At 67.0% G+C, this 15,083-nt stretch carries 7 protein-coding genes; 3 read left to right on the plus strand and 4 right to left on the minus strand.

The genetic code is table 11. From position 1 onward, the window contains the following. Positions 1 to 575: 575 nt before the first annotated feature. Together GA0070608_RS19970 and GA0070608_RS33055 are read left to right on the plus strand one after the other, a co-directional pair. Positions 576 to 9,242 (plus strand): golvesin C-terminal-like domain-containing protein, encoded by an 8,667-nt coding sequence (locus GA0070608_RS19970; RefSeq protein ID WP_141719500.1) that lies wholly within the window; start codon positions 576 to 578, stop codon positions 9,240 to 9,242. A 77-nt stretch (positions 9,243 to 9,319) separates the two neighbouring features. Then, positions 9,320 to 10,165 (plus strand): hypothetical protein, encoded by an 846-nt coding sequence (locus GA0070608_RS33055; RefSeq protein WP_141719501.1) that lies wholly within the window; start codon positions 9,320 to 9,322, stop codon positions 10,163 to 10,165. A gap of 351 nt (positions 10,166 to 10,516) precedes the next feature. Here the strand turns inward: GA0070608_RS33055 and GA0070608_RS19975 are convergent, their stop codons facing one another. Further along, the gene (locus tag GA0070608_RS19975; protein ID WP_218107530.1) at positions 10,517 to 10,936 is read right to left on the minus strand and encodes a hypothetical protein; all 420 of its coding nucleotides are present in this window, start codon (positions 10,934 to 10,936) and stop codon (positions 10,517 to 10,519) included. A 686-nt stretch (positions 10,937 to 11,622) separates the two neighbouring features. Between GA0070608_RS19975 and GA0070608_RS19980 the strand changes: the two genes are divergently transcribed. Further along, positions 11,623 to 13,515, plus strand: coding sequence for an AfsR/SARP family transcriptional regulator (locus tag GA0070608_RS19980; protein ID WP_091630099.1), 1,893 nt, complete (start codon positions 11,623 to 11,625; stop codon positions 13,513 to 13,515). Positions 13,516 to 13,521: 6 nt separating this feature from the next. On the opposite strand, the gene GA0070608_RS19985 is transcribed toward GA0070608_RS19980, so the two are convergent. The 3 genes from GA0070608_RS19985 to GA0070608_RS19995 all read right to left on the minus strand — a co-directional run bounded on the left by GA0070608_RS19985 (position 13,522) and on the right by GA0070608_RS19995 (position 14,949). Continuing rightward, positions 13,522 to 13,797: a hypothetical protein gene (locus tag GA0070608_RS19985; RefSeq protein WP_091630100.1), complete on the minus strand. Its 276-nt coding sequence runs from the start codon at positions 13,795 to 13,797 to the stop codon at positions 13,522 to 13,524. Positions 13,798 to 13,844: 47 nt separating this feature from the next. Continuing rightward, positions 13,845 to 14,276 carry a RusA family crossover junction endodeoxyribonuclease gene (locus GA0070608_RS19990; RefSeq protein ID WP_091630101.1) on the minus strand — a complete coding sequence of 144 codons (432 nt, stop codon included), beginning with the start codon at positions 14,274 to 14,276 and terminating at the stop codon, positions 13,845 to 13,847. 94 nt (positions 14,277 to 14,370) lie between these two features. Next, positions 14,371 to 14,949: a mycothiol-dependent nitroreductase Rv2466c family protein gene (locus GA0070608_RS19995; RefSeq protein ID WP_091630102.1), complete on the minus strand. Its 579-nt coding sequence runs from the start codon at positions 14,947 to 14,949 to the stop codon at positions 14,371 to 14,373. Between the last annotated feature and the right edge of the window lie 134 nt (positions 14,950 to 15,083).

Consider the following 15,083-nt stretch of genomic DNA (forward strand, 5'->3'; position numbering starts at 1 on the left):
CGACATGCCGCTTTTCCACCTTGACATCAATCACGCCCGGTCGGCCCCGGTTCGTCCTTGTCCGGCTCGGAGCGGCGCGCCTAACCTGATCCGGCGCTCACGGCTCGTCGGGGTGAGTCGGGAGCGTGCCGAAGTCCGGTAGCCGGGCACCTGGAGCTGAGTGCAGGCGGCAGGCTCGCCGTGTTGAGCCCGGCGTGGGCGGCGTGCCATGCCCACGCGCTCATCCGGCACGGCCGTTACGACGCCGGACGGCTGGGGACAGGACCGGGGAGTTGCGGCCCCGGTCCTGACGCCCGGCCTCGGCGACCGGACAGGCCACCTGGAGCACCACAATTTGGCCCGCTACTTCCTGCACGAGTTAGCGCCACCGCCGGCTCCGTCGGCCCGTTGCCGGCGGCGGCTGGCCGCGTCGACCACTTGGGACGGCGCACGTGGGTCTTCGGCCGGCATTCCACCGGTCCGGTCCTCTACTCCTGCAGAGGCGATGCCGCTGCCGTAGTCGAACGATAGCTGTCGGTATATTAAGCGCTCCTAACTTCTACCCGTCGTATCGGCTCCTGACCGGAGGGTGACGGGTGAAGAGGAAACTCAGAGGGCCGCTGATCGCGGGCCTGGTGGTGGCGTTGGCCGCCACCGTGGGCGCGACGGAGGCCCTGTCCGAGCGGAAACCGGAGAATGCCGCTACCACGGCGCAGGACGACGGGCTGCTGCCCCGGCTCGGCGACGCCGCGAAGGGCCTGGTCGACGGCGGGTCGCGCCCGGCGAAGCCGGAGGTGGTCAGCGCCGGCCTGGCGGTGCAGGAGAAGGCGGCACCGGCGAAGGTCTGGCCACCGCAGAGGCGGGTCAGGGAACTCACCGGCAAGCGCACCGAAAACAGCCGGGTGTACCAGCTCTCCGACGGGCGGACCCAGGCGGAGATCTCCGCCGTGCCACTGCACTACCAGGACGCCAAGGGTCGCTACCAGCCGATCGACACCACGGTGCGTCCGACCAACGACAAGGGCTACGTACAGGGCAACCGGACGAACAGCTTCACCAGCCTCTTCGGCGACAGCACCGACGACCTGGTTCGCTTCGAGCGGGGCGGCCGCAGCATCGAGCTGGGGCTGCTCGGGGCGGCCAAGGGTGTCACCCCGAGGGTGTCCGGCTCGACGGTCACCTACCCCGGCCTGGCCGGCGGGGCGGACATCGTCTACGAGGTCACGGCGTCGGCGCTCAAGGAGAAGATCGTCCTGCGCCGGGCGCCGGTCGGGCCGGGGTCGTACACGTTCACGCTGGAGACCGCCGGCCTGACCGCACAGCAGCGCGAGGACGGGTCCATCGCGTTCGTACGTCCGACCTGTGTTGAGCCGGTGTTCGTGATGCCGGCGCCGTTCATGTACGACGACAAGGACGACAAGTCCTCGCCGCACGGCAAGGTGTGGAGCGACAAGGTCACCCAGAAGGTGACCCAGTCCGGCGGCACGTCGACCATCACCGTCAGCGCCGACGCCGGCTGGCTCGCCGACCAGGCGCGCGTCTACCCGGTGGTTATCGACCCGACCATCAAGATCCAGCCTGTTCCGGCCGACGGACAGGACGTGGCGATCTACTCGGGCAACCCGACCAAGAACTACAACGACACGTACCAGCTGAACGTCGGCACCGACGAGTCCCAGACGTGGCGGTCGCTGCTCAAGTTCGACGTGGCTAGCGCGATCCCGGCGAACACGACGATCGACGACGCCCAGCTTCAGCTCTACTACTCGCAAACTCACACGCAGTGGGCCTACGACGTGCCGATGGAGGCTCGGCGAATCACCACGGCGTGGGCCGAGGACGATGCGACCTGGGCGAACACGAACGGCGACATCGCCGGTCTCCCGGCCGGCAACGTCGTCACCGTGGACGACGGCGACGCCGGCACCTCGGCGGTGGGCACCTGGCCGTACTCGGCGAACCCCGACTTGGCGCCGAAGGCGGTCAACGCCGACTACCGGGCCAACAACGACGCCACCACCGGGGACACCCACACCTGGGTGCCGACCCTCACCGAGTCGGGCAACTACCGGGTCGACGTGCACTTTGTCGGCGCCTTCGACCGGGCGACGAACGCCCCCTACACGGTGCACTACAACGGCGGGTCGAAGACGTACCCGGTCAACCAGACGACCCCGGACAGCGCCGGGGGCTGGGTCACCCTCGGCACGCACCCGTTCGTGGCCGGCACCACCGGCAGGGTGGTGCTCGGCGACGTCGCGGGCAAGGCGGTCGTCGCCGACGCGGTCCGCTTCACCAAGGTCGGCGCGGTCAAGCAGTACGCCAAGTCGAGCGTGTGGAACTCCTTCCCGGTCCGCAATCTCGTGCAGGACTGGGTCAACAACACCCATCCCAACCACGGCTTCATGGTCAAGGCGCTCGACGAGTCGACCAAGAACCGCGGCGGACCGATCTACGAGGCGTCCGAGTACGCGTACGCCAACGACCGGCGGGACTTCAACCTGCCGAGGCTCGTCGTGACGTACGGGCGGCCGGGGGTGGCGGTCGACCCGCCGACCACGATCACCTCGACGGGGGCCGTGCTGGGCTGGCCGGCATACGTGGATCCGTCGACGACGACCACCGCCGACGACATTGTGGAATACCAGGTGCACCGTAGTGTGAACCAGAACTTCACGCCTTTGGCGGCGACGCTGGTCGCGCCGGTCTCCTCGGGTACCCGGACCTACCAGGACACCACGGCGGTGCCGACGGCGGCGGACAACACCGACCCGATGGCCCGGAAGTTCTACTACTACATGGTTGCGGTCAAGACCCAGGACGGGCAGCTGATCGCGGGCCCGACCCAGTCGGCCATGCTGCCGAAGGCGGGCCAGATCACCCGGATCTACCGCACCGGCGTCACCGACACCACCCTGTCGGCCACCCGGCCCACCGAGAACGTCGACGTCTACGACGGCGACCCGTACGTGGGTCCGGGCAACAACTCGACGGTCTACGGCGACAGCCGGGGTGTGGTGAGGTTCCCGACGCTGACCGGCGTCCCGGCCGACGCGCAGGTGGTCGGTGCCGAGCTGCGGATGTACAACACCTACCTCTACCCGGGCGACGACACCGACGAGTTCGTCGACGTCCACCGCCTGACCCGGCCGTTCGACGAGACCACCGCGAGCTGGACGAAGGCCAACGCCACCACCGCGTGGACCACGCCCGGCGGTGACTACGACACCACCTGGAAGGCTGGCTTCAACGGGTTCACCAACGACCCGGAGTGGGCGACGTGGGATGTCACCAGCCCGGTGAAGGGCTGGGTCAGCGCCCCGACGAGCAACAACGGGCTTCTGCTGCGTATGCGCGACGAGGTGAACCAGACCGCCCGCGCGATGCTGCTCTCCTCCGAGGGGCAGGAGCCACTGCTGCGCCCGACGCTGGAGGTCACCTACCTCGAGCAGACCGCCGAGTCCACCTACTACGCGGCCTCGACGCCGCAGGCGCTCACCCCGAACGCCACCTACGCCCTGCCGGTGACGGTGTCGAACCCGACCCTCGCGGCCTGGAACCCGACCGACTGGGAGCTGTCCTACGACTGGAAGCGAGCCGACGGTGTCACCGACGGCGCCGACACCAGCTACGAGTTGCGTACGGCGCTGCCCAAGAGCATTCCGGCCGGCGGCACGGTCGACGTCACCGCGCAGGTGAAGACGCCGCCGTCGTCGACGGAGGGCAACAAGCGCACCGACTACGTCCTCCAGTGGCAGCTGCGCAACAAGATCACCGGCAAGTGGCTTTCCGAGACCACGCCGATCAAGGCGTTGCCGCAGAACGTGGCGGTCGAGGAGCCGACCTCCGACCAGCTCGGTCTGGAGAAGTTCTACTCGTACGCGGGGAAGAACACCGGCGCCGGTGGCACCCTGATGAACAACCTGTACGCCGGCAACACCGTCTGGTCGTACAACGCGTTCAGCAACCCGTCGCGCGGCCTGTCGACCTTCGTCCGCCTGGCATACAACTCGCTGGACACCAGCGACACGGTCGCCGGTCACGGCTGGTCGTTGCAGGCGTCGTCGATGATGCGCCTCGGCACCCCGCTGGACTTCCACCCCAACCCGAACCCGACGAAGGTCACGCTGACCGACGGCGACGGCACCAGCCACCGGTTCACCTGGGACGCGGCCACCTCGGAGTGGAAGAGCCCCAAGGGCGTGCACCTCTACCTGCAGAAGCACAGCAGCGTGGACTGCAAGCCCAACACGCAGGAGCCGAAGGCGTGGCTGCTCACCAAGCCCGACCGGACGCGGTTCTTCTACGACTGCGAGGGCTTCCTGTCCAGCGTGGTGGAGAACAACGGCAACGAGATGCGCTTCGTCTACGAGGAGCGCAAATCCAACAACAAGCCGACCAAGTTCCTGCGGTACCTGACGGACGCGACCGGCCGACAGACGCTGACCATCGACTACTACGCCAAGGGCCAGGCGTTCGACTACATCAACGACACCACCTGGACCCGGCAGTCCGGCACCAACCTGACCAACCCGAAGATCATCGACCACGTCTCGCAGATCACCGACATCTCGGGGCGCAAGCTCACCTTCACGTACACCGACAAGGGGCTGCTGGGTGAGCTGATCGACGGCGCCGGCTCCAGCCAGCCGAAGACGTTCAAGTTCGCCTACGACATGACGCAGGGCAACAAGAACGTCAAGCTGGTCAAGGCCACCGACCCGCGCGGCAACGCCACCGAGCTGGCCTACCACTACCCGCAGGCCGGTGACGACCCGAAGTGGCACTGGCGGACCAAGTCCTACAAGGACCGCCTGACCCACCTGACCCAGTTCGGCTACGTCGATCCGGACGCCACCAACGACATCCGGACCACGGTCACCGACGCGGAGAACCACGCGACCGTCTACCTGATGGACGGCTACGGGCGGCCGAAGGAGACGACCAACGCCAAGAACCAGACCACGAAGCTCGGCTGGGACGACGACCACAACGTGATCCGGCTGGAGGAGGCCAACCAGGCCGTCTCCACCTGGGCGTACGACGCCAAGACCGGCTACCCGACCGAGATCAAGGATGCCGAGGCGGTCAGGAACGGCACGCCGGGCACTGTGTTGACCTACCAGCGCCAGCTCAACGGCCACGTCGCGGATCTCATCGGGAAGACCAGCCCGGAGGGACGCCAGCACACGTTCGGCTACGAGGCCGACGGTGACCTGGCCTGGGTGGTCGACCCGATGGGCAACACCACACCCGACCCGGAGGACTACAAGACGTCCTACACGTACGACGCGTGGGGCCAGATGCTGACGGCGACCGACGCCAACGGCAACGTCACGGTCAACAACAACTTCGACCCGAACGGCTACCCGAAGACCATCACCGACGCGAAGAACAAGTCGACCACGTTCGTCTACGACGTGCGCGGCAACGTCCTGAAGGTCACCGACGCCTACAGCAAGGACACCACCCAGACGTACGACACGTTCGGCCGTCCGCTGGAGAACCGGGTCCCGAAGGACCAGTCCGCCGGCGACCTCGTCGTCACCCCAGCTCCGAAGTACGACGAGAACGACAACGTCTACGAGTCGTACGCCCCGAACGGCGCCGTCAGCAAGGCGTCCTACGACCAGGCCGACCAGGTGACCTACACGCTGGCTCCGGTCGACGTCACGGGCGACCCGGAGCGGAAGACGTCGTTCACCTACGACAAGGTCGGCAACCTGGTGACCACCACCGAGCCGAAGGGCAACCTGACGCCGACAGTGGCGGGCGACTTCGTCACCACCAACGCCTACGACGAGATCTACCAGCTCACCAACGCCACCAACGCCGAGGGCCACCGGATCACCTACGAGTACGACATCGTCGGCAACGTCCACAAGGTGATCGACCCGGTGAAGAACGCCTCGGCCGCGACCGACGACTACACCACCCTCTACGAGTACGACTGGTCCCACCGGCTGACCAGGACCACGGACGCGCTGGGCAAGTTCACCACCAGCACGTACGACCGGGACGGCCTGGTCAAAGCCGCCACCGACCAGCTCGGCAACACGACCGAGGTCACCTTCGACCCACGGGGGATGCCCAGCCAGGTGAAGGCGCCGCACAAGAATGACGCCGGCACCATCACCTACCGCACCACGAAGTACGAGTACGACGAGGTCGGCAACCAGACCAGGACGATCAGCCCGCGGGGCGTGGCCACCACCGACGACCCGGACGACTTCGCCACGGTCACCGTCTACGACGAGCTGAACCGGGCGAAGGAAACCCGCACGGCGTACGACAAGGACGACGCCCGCTACAAGACGGCGGACGTCACCACCTACGAGTACGACTTCGTGGGCCGGCTGGCGAAGGCCAGCATGCCACCGTCGGCGGGTGAGACGGTCCGCAACGACACGACGTACACCTACTTCGACAACGGCCTGACGAAAACCAGCAGCGACCCGTGGGACATCGTCACGTCCTACGACTACGACAAGCTCGGCGCGCAGACCGGCCGAACGGTGACGTCGGCGGGCGGATCCTCGAACCGGACCATGACCTGGTCCTACTTCCCGGACGGCAAGCTGAAGTCCCGCACGGACGACGGCGTGCCGGTCGGCCGGAAGGTCGTGCTGGTCGACAACTCCGACTTCAACAACACCGCCACCACCGGCACCTGGACCGCGGCCACCTCGGCAACGAACAAGTACGGGCACAACTACGTCACCCGCCCGACGGGGACCGGCGCGAACACCTTCACCTGGCAGTTGAACGTCCCCCAGGCCGGCACGTACGAGGCGTTCGCCCGCTACCCGAACGTGACCGGCGCCGCCACCGACGCCAAGTTCACGGTCAAGCACGGCGGCGGCGACACGGTGAAGACGGTCAACCAGACCGCCGGCGCCGGCACCTGGGTGAGCCTCGGCTCGTACAGCTTCACCGAGGGCAACAGCCACAAGGTGTCGCTGTCCGACCAGGCCGGCGGCACGGTCGTCGCCGACGCGGTGAAGCTGGTCCGGAACAACACCGGCGAGGCCGACAACGAAAAGGTCGACTACGCCTACCGGTACGACCCCAACGGCAACCTCCAGACCATCACCGACGCGTCTCCCGGAGCCCGGGTCGACACCTACACGGTCGCCTACACCGGCCTGAACCAGGTGCAGACGGTCACCGAGAAGAAGTCGGGGACGGTCAGGAACAACACCACCTACACGTACAACGAGAACAGCGCACCGAAGACCACCACCCACGACAGCCAGTACGCCAGCTACGGCTACGACCCGCGCGACCTGGTGTCGACGGTGATCAACGGCAAGTCCGCCACGGACCCGGACAAGAAGACCACCACCTTCACGTACACCGACCGTGGCGAACTGCTGACGCAGGCCAAGGGCAACGGCAACACCGTCGACCACACCTACTACCTGGACGGGGCGCTGAAGTCCCAGGTCGAGAAGAAGCCCAACGGGACGTTGGTGTCGGAGCACACCTACACCTACGACCTGAACGGCAACCGCACCCGGGACGTCGCGAGAAAGATGAACGCCGACAACCACGCGGCGTACCTCGATACCACCAGCGCCTACACCTACGACCCGCGTGACCGCCTGTCCCAACTGGTCAAGACCGGTCACGGCGCCGACACCGAAACCTACGTGCACGACGCCAACAACAACGTCATCGACCAGACCATCAAGAACGCCACGACCACCTTCAACTACGACCGCAACCGCATGCTCACCGCCTCGACCGGCGGCGCGACCGCCTCGTACAACTACGACCCCTTCGGCCGGCTCGACACGGTCACGGCGGCCGGAACGGTCATCGAGCGGAACGTCTACGACGGCTTCGACCACGTCATCGAGAGCCGCAAGACGGCGAGCACGGGCACCTCGACGACGAAGTACACGTTCGACCCGCTGGACCGGACGACGACCAAGACGACGGATGTCGGTGGTACCAAGGAAAAGACCACGACGTTCAACTACCTCGGTCTCTCCGGCGAGGTCCTGAACGAGGAGGTGGCCGGTGAGGTCACCAAGTCGTACCAGTATTCGCCGTGGGGCCAGCGGCTCTCGCAGATCACCCACAAGGACGACGGCAGCGAAGAGGACGCCTACTACGGCTACAACCCGCACACCGACGTCGAGCAGTTGACCGACGAGACCGGCAACACGAAGGCCACCTACGGCTACACGGCCTACGGCAAGAACGACGACGCGCAGTTCACCGGCATCGATAAGCCCGACGCCGCGGATCCGACGAAGGAGCCGTACAACGCCTACCGCTTCAACTCGAAGCGTTGGGACCAGAACTCCGAGTCGTACGACATGGGCTTCCGGGACTACAGCCCAGGCCTCAACCGGTTCCTCTCCCGCGACAGCTACAACGGAGCCCTCGCCGACATGAACCTCGGTGCCGACCCGTGGACCGGGAACCGGTACGCCTTCGGTGGCGGCAATCCGATCAGTGCCATCGAGATGGACGGACACAGCTTCATCTCCGACATCGGCAGCGGAATCGTCAGCGGTGCCAAGGATTTCTTCGGTGGTGTCGTCGATGGTGCAAAGGGTCTTTGGGGCGATATCTCCGGCAGCTACGCCGAAGCGGGACAAGTGGTCGAGGACGCTTCAAACGGTGATTGGGGCAGCGCAACGAAGCGGGCAGGCGGCTTAGCTGTCGACACGTACACCAAGCCATACAAGATGCTGTGGGGAATGGTGTCCGACGTTGGCGCCACCTGGTGGGGTGGTGTGCAGGCCGCCGCAGAAGGAGACTTGGAGGGCTGGGCACGCGCCGGCACCAAGAACGGTCTAACGATGCTGTCGTTTGCCGGTCCTGCCAAGGGCGCCAAGATCTCGAAGTCCACTCGCGCCGATTCCGCATCGACACCGGCGCCGCCGCGAAGGGTGGTGGAAGGTGGCCGGGCCGATGGCGAGATAGTATTTTCGGGACACTCGAAGCATAAGCTGTCTAGCGGCAATGTAACGGTTCCGGAGGGAACTAAAGTTGCGGTTTATGCGCCGTACAGCAAAACGCTCGACGATGCTCAAGGGTTCGCTGTGGAAAGTGGAAGTCCGTGGATGAAGCCAGTGCGCACTTACAAATCCGGTGAATCGATGCCGAACTTCACGCTTCTGCCTCCGAGTGGCTTGCGGATTCGAGCAAATTCGGTGACGGTGCAGGGGCCCACCTTGCTCGGTGACCTGCTTAGACCGAACATGGGGACATGCCACTGGGCGGCCTGTAGCGTAACAGCGAGGTAGAATGTTGACGCCCGGGTCGAGGCATCGGCCCGGGCGTCAACGGGCGGCGGCTATTCGGGATTGTGTTCGGGGTGCTAATGGGTGAACGGGTAGAGTTAATACAGTGCTGGCTGAACGAGGCGTGGGCTCGTGTAAAGCGACTGGAAATCTTGCCGGGCGGCGAGGATTTCCCCCCGCTGAGTCGCCGGCAGTCGATAGCTGTCATTGATGTAGGTGACGACATCAATCGCGTCCGAAAGTGGACCACGGAAGGTGAATTTGCTGAAGATGTATGTCGGTGCCCTGGTGATCTAACCCTTGCGCTGTACGATGCGGGGAATCTTCTTATTGGCTCGGCCACGCTGCATCCGGGGAGAATTTCCTGGGAGCGGAATCGTTTTTGGAATGACTTACTCGCGTCGGAGGTTGAACTGCGGCTGTTCCTGTCTCGGTTCGGGGTTGACGGTGCCTCTAGGAGCTTGTTGGGTCACATGATTTCGGCTTTAAATCTGCATGAGGGTGCCGTGCAGTTTCGGCCGGCTGGTGATGTTGCATTAACGACAGCACGTAGGGTTCCTTCAGTGCTGGTCGAAGACCTACTGAAGTGGCCCGGCGACGAGGCGGCAAACTTGGATCGGGAATTGGTGCAAAGAATGACTGATCGACTGATTCAAGCGGAAGAGGATTCGACGAAGACTGTTCGGGAGTTATTAGCATGGCTTGGTACTGCAACCTGGCCAGCTGAGGCGATTGCTGGCGATGGGCAACTCGCTCGACGCATGCTGGAGAAACTTGATCCGGCCCTCATGACGCAAGTGCTTCCCGAGCTCACTGATCCATTCGAGCTCATGGGTGCTGTGGTTTGGGCGGCCTACCGCGAAGACGATGCCGCCAGTATGAGCGCGGTCGAGCCTGCGATTACCCAACTGCTGGTAGATTCGTAGTGGCTCGACCGGTCGAATCTGTAAGACTGTAACTGTCGCATGTGCCCATTAGTTGAAATGTGCGCAGGGATTAGTTGACGGCGTCTACACGTTGGTGAAAAACGGTGCATCCCCGTCATAATTGTGGCGGGGATGCACGCAGGTGCGGGAAGCAGGCCCTCGCGCAACACCAGATCTTGCATTATTGAGCAATGCGCGCATCGCCGGCGCCTGATGGCGCAATCTCTCGAATGGGAGGTGCCCTCTTGATCGGGCGTGATGGAACCTCCAACTCCTATCTTCAAGCTTAGAGTCGATGCGCCACTGAATGTCATTCATTGTGCGATTGAAATGTTCTCGCCTGCGTCGAAACTATGGCGTTTCGGTGGCTGTCGGCATCAGCATTTCCTGGGCGGTTGACTTGCTAATTGCCATGCAGATTTCGCGAATTCCGCTGTTGACGAGGATTCCCTCACAGTCGGGGTCCGTCGCGGCCATCTGAAGGAGAACTTCGCCGGCCACTCCTGCGTTGAATACTGGGCCAAAGGCACTTAGTGCCGCTTCGGGGTCGGCATATGCAAGAATGCGCGACCGTCCGTCGCCGTAAGTGGTCTTGCCCGCGCCTAGACTACCGTCGGCGGTGAAATTGCCGTGTGGCGTATCGGTGACCGTCCCAGTGGCCACGATCCCGATCGTGGAGCTCCGGAAAAGCTCGAGAAAGCGTTCATAACCTTCGAGGGTTTTGATCTCCGCGTACTCAGACATGATATCGGACAGCGGGGTCTCACTCATAGGGCGAACGATAGCCTGCCACCGCGTCTGCAACAAGCCGAGGTGCAGGCGTTGGCGGCCTTCGAAGTTAAACGTGTTCGCCGCTGGAGTCGACCCCGAACGTGAGAAGCTTGCAGCTTGTTGGTGATCAGCTGTGTCTCGAGACGGATGCTCACTACTTGCCGCCTTTCATCGCGGGTGGGCAGCATGGTTGGCGACCCAGTCGGCGTGCCGGCGGTAGCCGGCCACGCATGGCGGCAGTGACGACGATCGCCAGTCGGTGCCGGACGCCGCGGCGGGCTCGGAGATCCGGCAAGAGCGCCGCGGGCGGGCAGTCCAGGGGCGGGTTGCGGGCACGGCGGCAGCCGCTTTACCAGACACGAACGAGATCAGCGATGATGGCAGCGCGGGCATGACGTCATACCTGCCCTGCTACCAGCAGCAACGGCGCGTCTGCATCCAACTGATCAAGCCGGACCCCTCAAGGCTTTGCCAAGCCCTGCTGGCCGCCCGGCAGTTGGCCCGCGCCGTCGTCGCCCAGCCGGCAGGTGCCCGGTGGGAGCGCTTCTGGCCTCCATTCTGTTACACCGGCACGCCGGCTCATCGCATTGAAATGAGTCACTTGAAGATGCCCGGTTTCTGCCTTGTTACCCCGCCACGTTGCCCTTAGCCTGAGCGCGCGCTCAAGGTGCTACGGGGGAGCTGCGGTGAAACTACAAATCAGGCTTCTGGGCAGTGTGGAGCTCTGCGTCGACGACCAGGTCGTTACGCCCGGCGCGGCGAAGCGGCGGGCGGTCCTGGCAGGTCTGGCGTTGGAGGCCAACCATTCGGTCTCCCTGTCCAGGCTGGCCGACATGGTCTGGTCCGATGTGCCGCCCGCCTCGGCGGTGGCGAACCTGCGTTCCCACGCCGCCGCGCTGCGGCGGGTGCTGGGCGACCGGCTGGTCGCCCGCCCCAACGCGTACGCGCTGCGGCTCTCGTCGTACGAGCTGGACGTCACGGAGTTTCACCGGCTGGTGGGCGAGGGGCGGGCCCTCCTGCGTACGGCCGACCCGGCCAGTGCCGTCGGCACTCTCACCGCCGCGCTGGCGCACTGGCGTGGGGCGTCGGGCGACGGGCTGCCCTGGGGCACCGCGCTGGACAACCGGTGGGCGAGCCTCGACGAGCAGCGGCTCCAGGTCTTCGAGGAACTCGCCGACGCGCGGCTCGCCGCCGGTGAGCATGGCCACCTCCTGCCCGAGCTGCGCGGACACCTCGCCGCCCACCCGCTGCGCGAGCGCGCCTGGGCGCAGCTCATGCTGGCCCTCTACCGTTGCGGGGACGTCCCGGCGGCGCTCACCGTCTACCGGGACGCTCGGGCCACGCTCGAGGAGCAACTCGGCATCGAGCCGGGCGAGGAGTTGGTGGCCCTGCACCGCGCGATGCTCGACCGGTGCTCCGAGTTGGCGTACACCCCGCCGCCCGCACCGGTCACGACGGTGCCCGCGCCGGTTGCCCCGGCGCCCGGCGTTGCCGGGTCGGCATCGCCCATGGTCGACATCGCCGGGGGCGTCGGCTGGACGGTGCCCCGTGAGCTGCCGGCCGGCCTGGTCACGTTCATCGGTCGGGGTCGGGAGACCGGCGAGGTGGTCGCCGCCCTGCGCGGTACGGGCCCCACCACCGTGGTCGTCACCGGCGCATTCGGTACGGGAAAGACCGCCCTGGCGGTACGCGCCGCGCACGCCGTCGCCGCGGATTTTCCCGACGGGCAGGTCTTCGTCGAACTCGGCAATCGGGCCCCGGCGACTTCCGGCGAGGTGCTCGCCCGGGTGCTGCGCGCGATCGGGGTCGCCCCCGGCGACGTGCCCGCGAACACCGACGAGCGGGCCGGCTGGTTCCGGTCGCTGGTCGCCGGTCGACGACTGCTGCTGGTGGTCGACGGGGTCACCCGCGCCGCCCAGGTCCGCCCGCTGCTTCCGGCCGGGCCGGGCCCGGGCCTGGTCGTGGTCGGGCAGCGCCGGTTGGGCAGCCTGGACGGCGTACGACGGGTGACGCTGCGCCCGCTCGCCACCGCCGACGCACGTGACCTGCTGGCGGCGCTCGCCGGCCCGGAGCGGCTTGCCGGCGACCCGGTGGCCACCGGCGAGTTGTTGCGACTCTGCGCCGGGTCGGTCCTCGCGCTGCGGGTCGCCGGCACGCGCCTGGCGGCCCGTCCGGGGCAGTCGGTGGCTGCCCTGGTCGGTCAGTTCGCCGACGGGCGGGAACGGCTGGACCTGCTGGACTACGAGGACCTTTCGGTGCGGGCCAGTCTGGACACCGCCGTCGCCGCCGTCCGCGCCGACGACGAGGTGGCCGGGCGGCTCCTCGCCCTGCTCGGCGCGACGCCCGACGCAGTGCTCCAGCCGGAGCGGGTCGCCCGGCAGCTCGGGATCTCCGCCGCGCGGATGCGCCGCACTCTGGACGACCTGGCGGAGGCCCATCTGGTCAAGGCCCACCGCCCCGGGCCAGGGGGCCATCTGCTGCCGGCGCTGGTCCGGGAGTACGCCGCCGAGTTGGCGGCCGAGCGGACGGTCGTGGCGCCCCCGTTGACGGCCCGGCGGGTGGACCCGCTCGTCGCCTGACGAACCTCAGGAGACCTCGCGGCGTACGATCGCCACCGCCACCCGGCAGAACTCGTCCATGTCCGGGTTGAAGCCGGCGGCGATGTCGGGGTGCAGCCCCGAGCGGGTCTCGTCGAGCAGCAACTGGCAGACCTGCTCGACCGGCTCACCGGCGTAGCTGGCGCTGACCCGTTCCGTGGCGGCCTGCAACGCCGAGGTCAACTGGTCCTCCAGCGGGCCCCGCAGCTTCTGCTGCACGGGATCCAGCCCGCGCGGGTCCAGCGTGACATGTGGCTCCGACATCGGCGCTCCCTTCGTCGGCGTCCGCGGTACCCCACCGCGGCCCTCGGTCAAACCACGTTCGGTACGGCGGCCACCCGCACCTGGTAGGAGAAGTCCTCCGCCGGTTCCTCCACGTACGACAGCCGGCGGATCTGCCGGTCGTCGTCGTAGAGGGCGACGTCCACCAGGACGCCGAGGTGGGCCAGGCCGATGCTGGCCACCCGCTTCTTGTCCTGGAGCACCGCACACACCCCGCCCAGCAACGTGCTGGCGTCGGAGGTGCGGTGCCCCGGCGGGCAGCGCAGCACGAGGTCCACCTCGACCGGCCCGGACAGCGGGGTCCAGCCGGTGCGCTGGGCCGCCGCGCAGGCCGCCTGGAGCAGGGCGCGGACCCTCGTCGCCTGCCGGTGCCCGGCGGCGAAGATGGACAGCGCCTCGGTCCTGACCGGTGGCAGGCCGCTCACCTCGAACGTCAGGGCGAGAGCGCGGGTGTCCTGCACGACGGCACCTCCTCGTTGGGGACGATCCTGCCCAACCGGTCCGGCGGCGGAGGGAGGTTCCCGCGAGAACCCACCGATCGGGGCGGGCCCGTGGTCAGTGGCGGGCGCGCTTGATCTCGTGGAAGGCGGGCATCCGGATCAGGGGGAGCAGCGAGTCCCAGATCGTCAGGGCGTCGTCGGTGCCGGGGACCTCGGTCAGGATCGGGCCGTGGATGCCCCGCTCGGCGCCCGGGACCATGAGAACCGGCGCACCGATGTCCGGGCCGGCCGAGGCGTACGCCAGGGCGTGTGACTCGCGTACCGCCTCGTCCCAGCGGTCGTCGTCGAGTGCCGGCGCGACGGCACCCAGGCCCGCCGCCTCGACGGCCGCGTCCACGATCTTCGCCGACAGCGGATTGCCCACGTCGTGGCTGAGGGCGCCGACCTCGGCATAGAAGCGTGCGGCGTCGTCGTGGCGGGCCTCGGCGCGTAGCGCCTCCACCAGCCGCAGCGCCCGGCTGGAGGCAGTCATCGCGTCGGCGTACTCCGGCCGGACCCGCCCCGCGTTGAGGATGGCCAGGCTGAACGCCCGCCACTCGATGTGCAGGCCGCGAGCGTCGGCGACCGCGACCAGCCACCGGGAGGTGCGCCAGGTCCACGGGCAGGCCGGGTCGAGGAAGAAGGTGGCGTCCATCGTCCGAGCCTACGGGCGGCCGGGCCGACCCGCACGGCGGTGATCCGCGCCACACGGGGTGTTGTCGGCGCCGTCCCGGCAGCGTCAGGTTTCGCAACTTCGCAGGTCGGGCAGTGTTGGGGCCACGAACGTCC

The sequence above is a fragment of the Micromonospora peucetia genome (assembly GCF_900091625.1).
In the GTDB taxonomy this organism is placed as follows: Bacteria; Actinomycetota; Actinomycetes; order Mycobacteriales; family Micromonosporaceae; genus Micromonospora; species Micromonospora peucetia.

Bases quoted from the DNA above. Each gene is read 5' to 3' on its own strand.
- GA0070608_RS19985 (WP_091630100.1), bottom strand. From the start codon at position 13,797: ATGTCGGAGCCACATGTCACGCTGGACCCGCGCGGGCTGGATCCCGTG.
- GA0070608_RS19975 (WP_218107530.1), bottom strand. From the start codon at position 10,936: ATGAGTGAGACCCCGCTGTCCGATATCATGTCTGAGTACGCGGAGATC.
- GA0070608_RS19995 (WP_091630102.1), bottom strand. From the start codon at position 14,949: ATGGACGCCACCTTCTTCCTCGACCCGGCCTGCCCGTGGACCTGGCGC.
- GA0070608_RS33055 (WP_141719501.1), top strand. From the start codon at position 9,320: ATGGGTGAACGGGTAGAGTTAATACAGTGCTGGCTGAACGAGGCGTGG.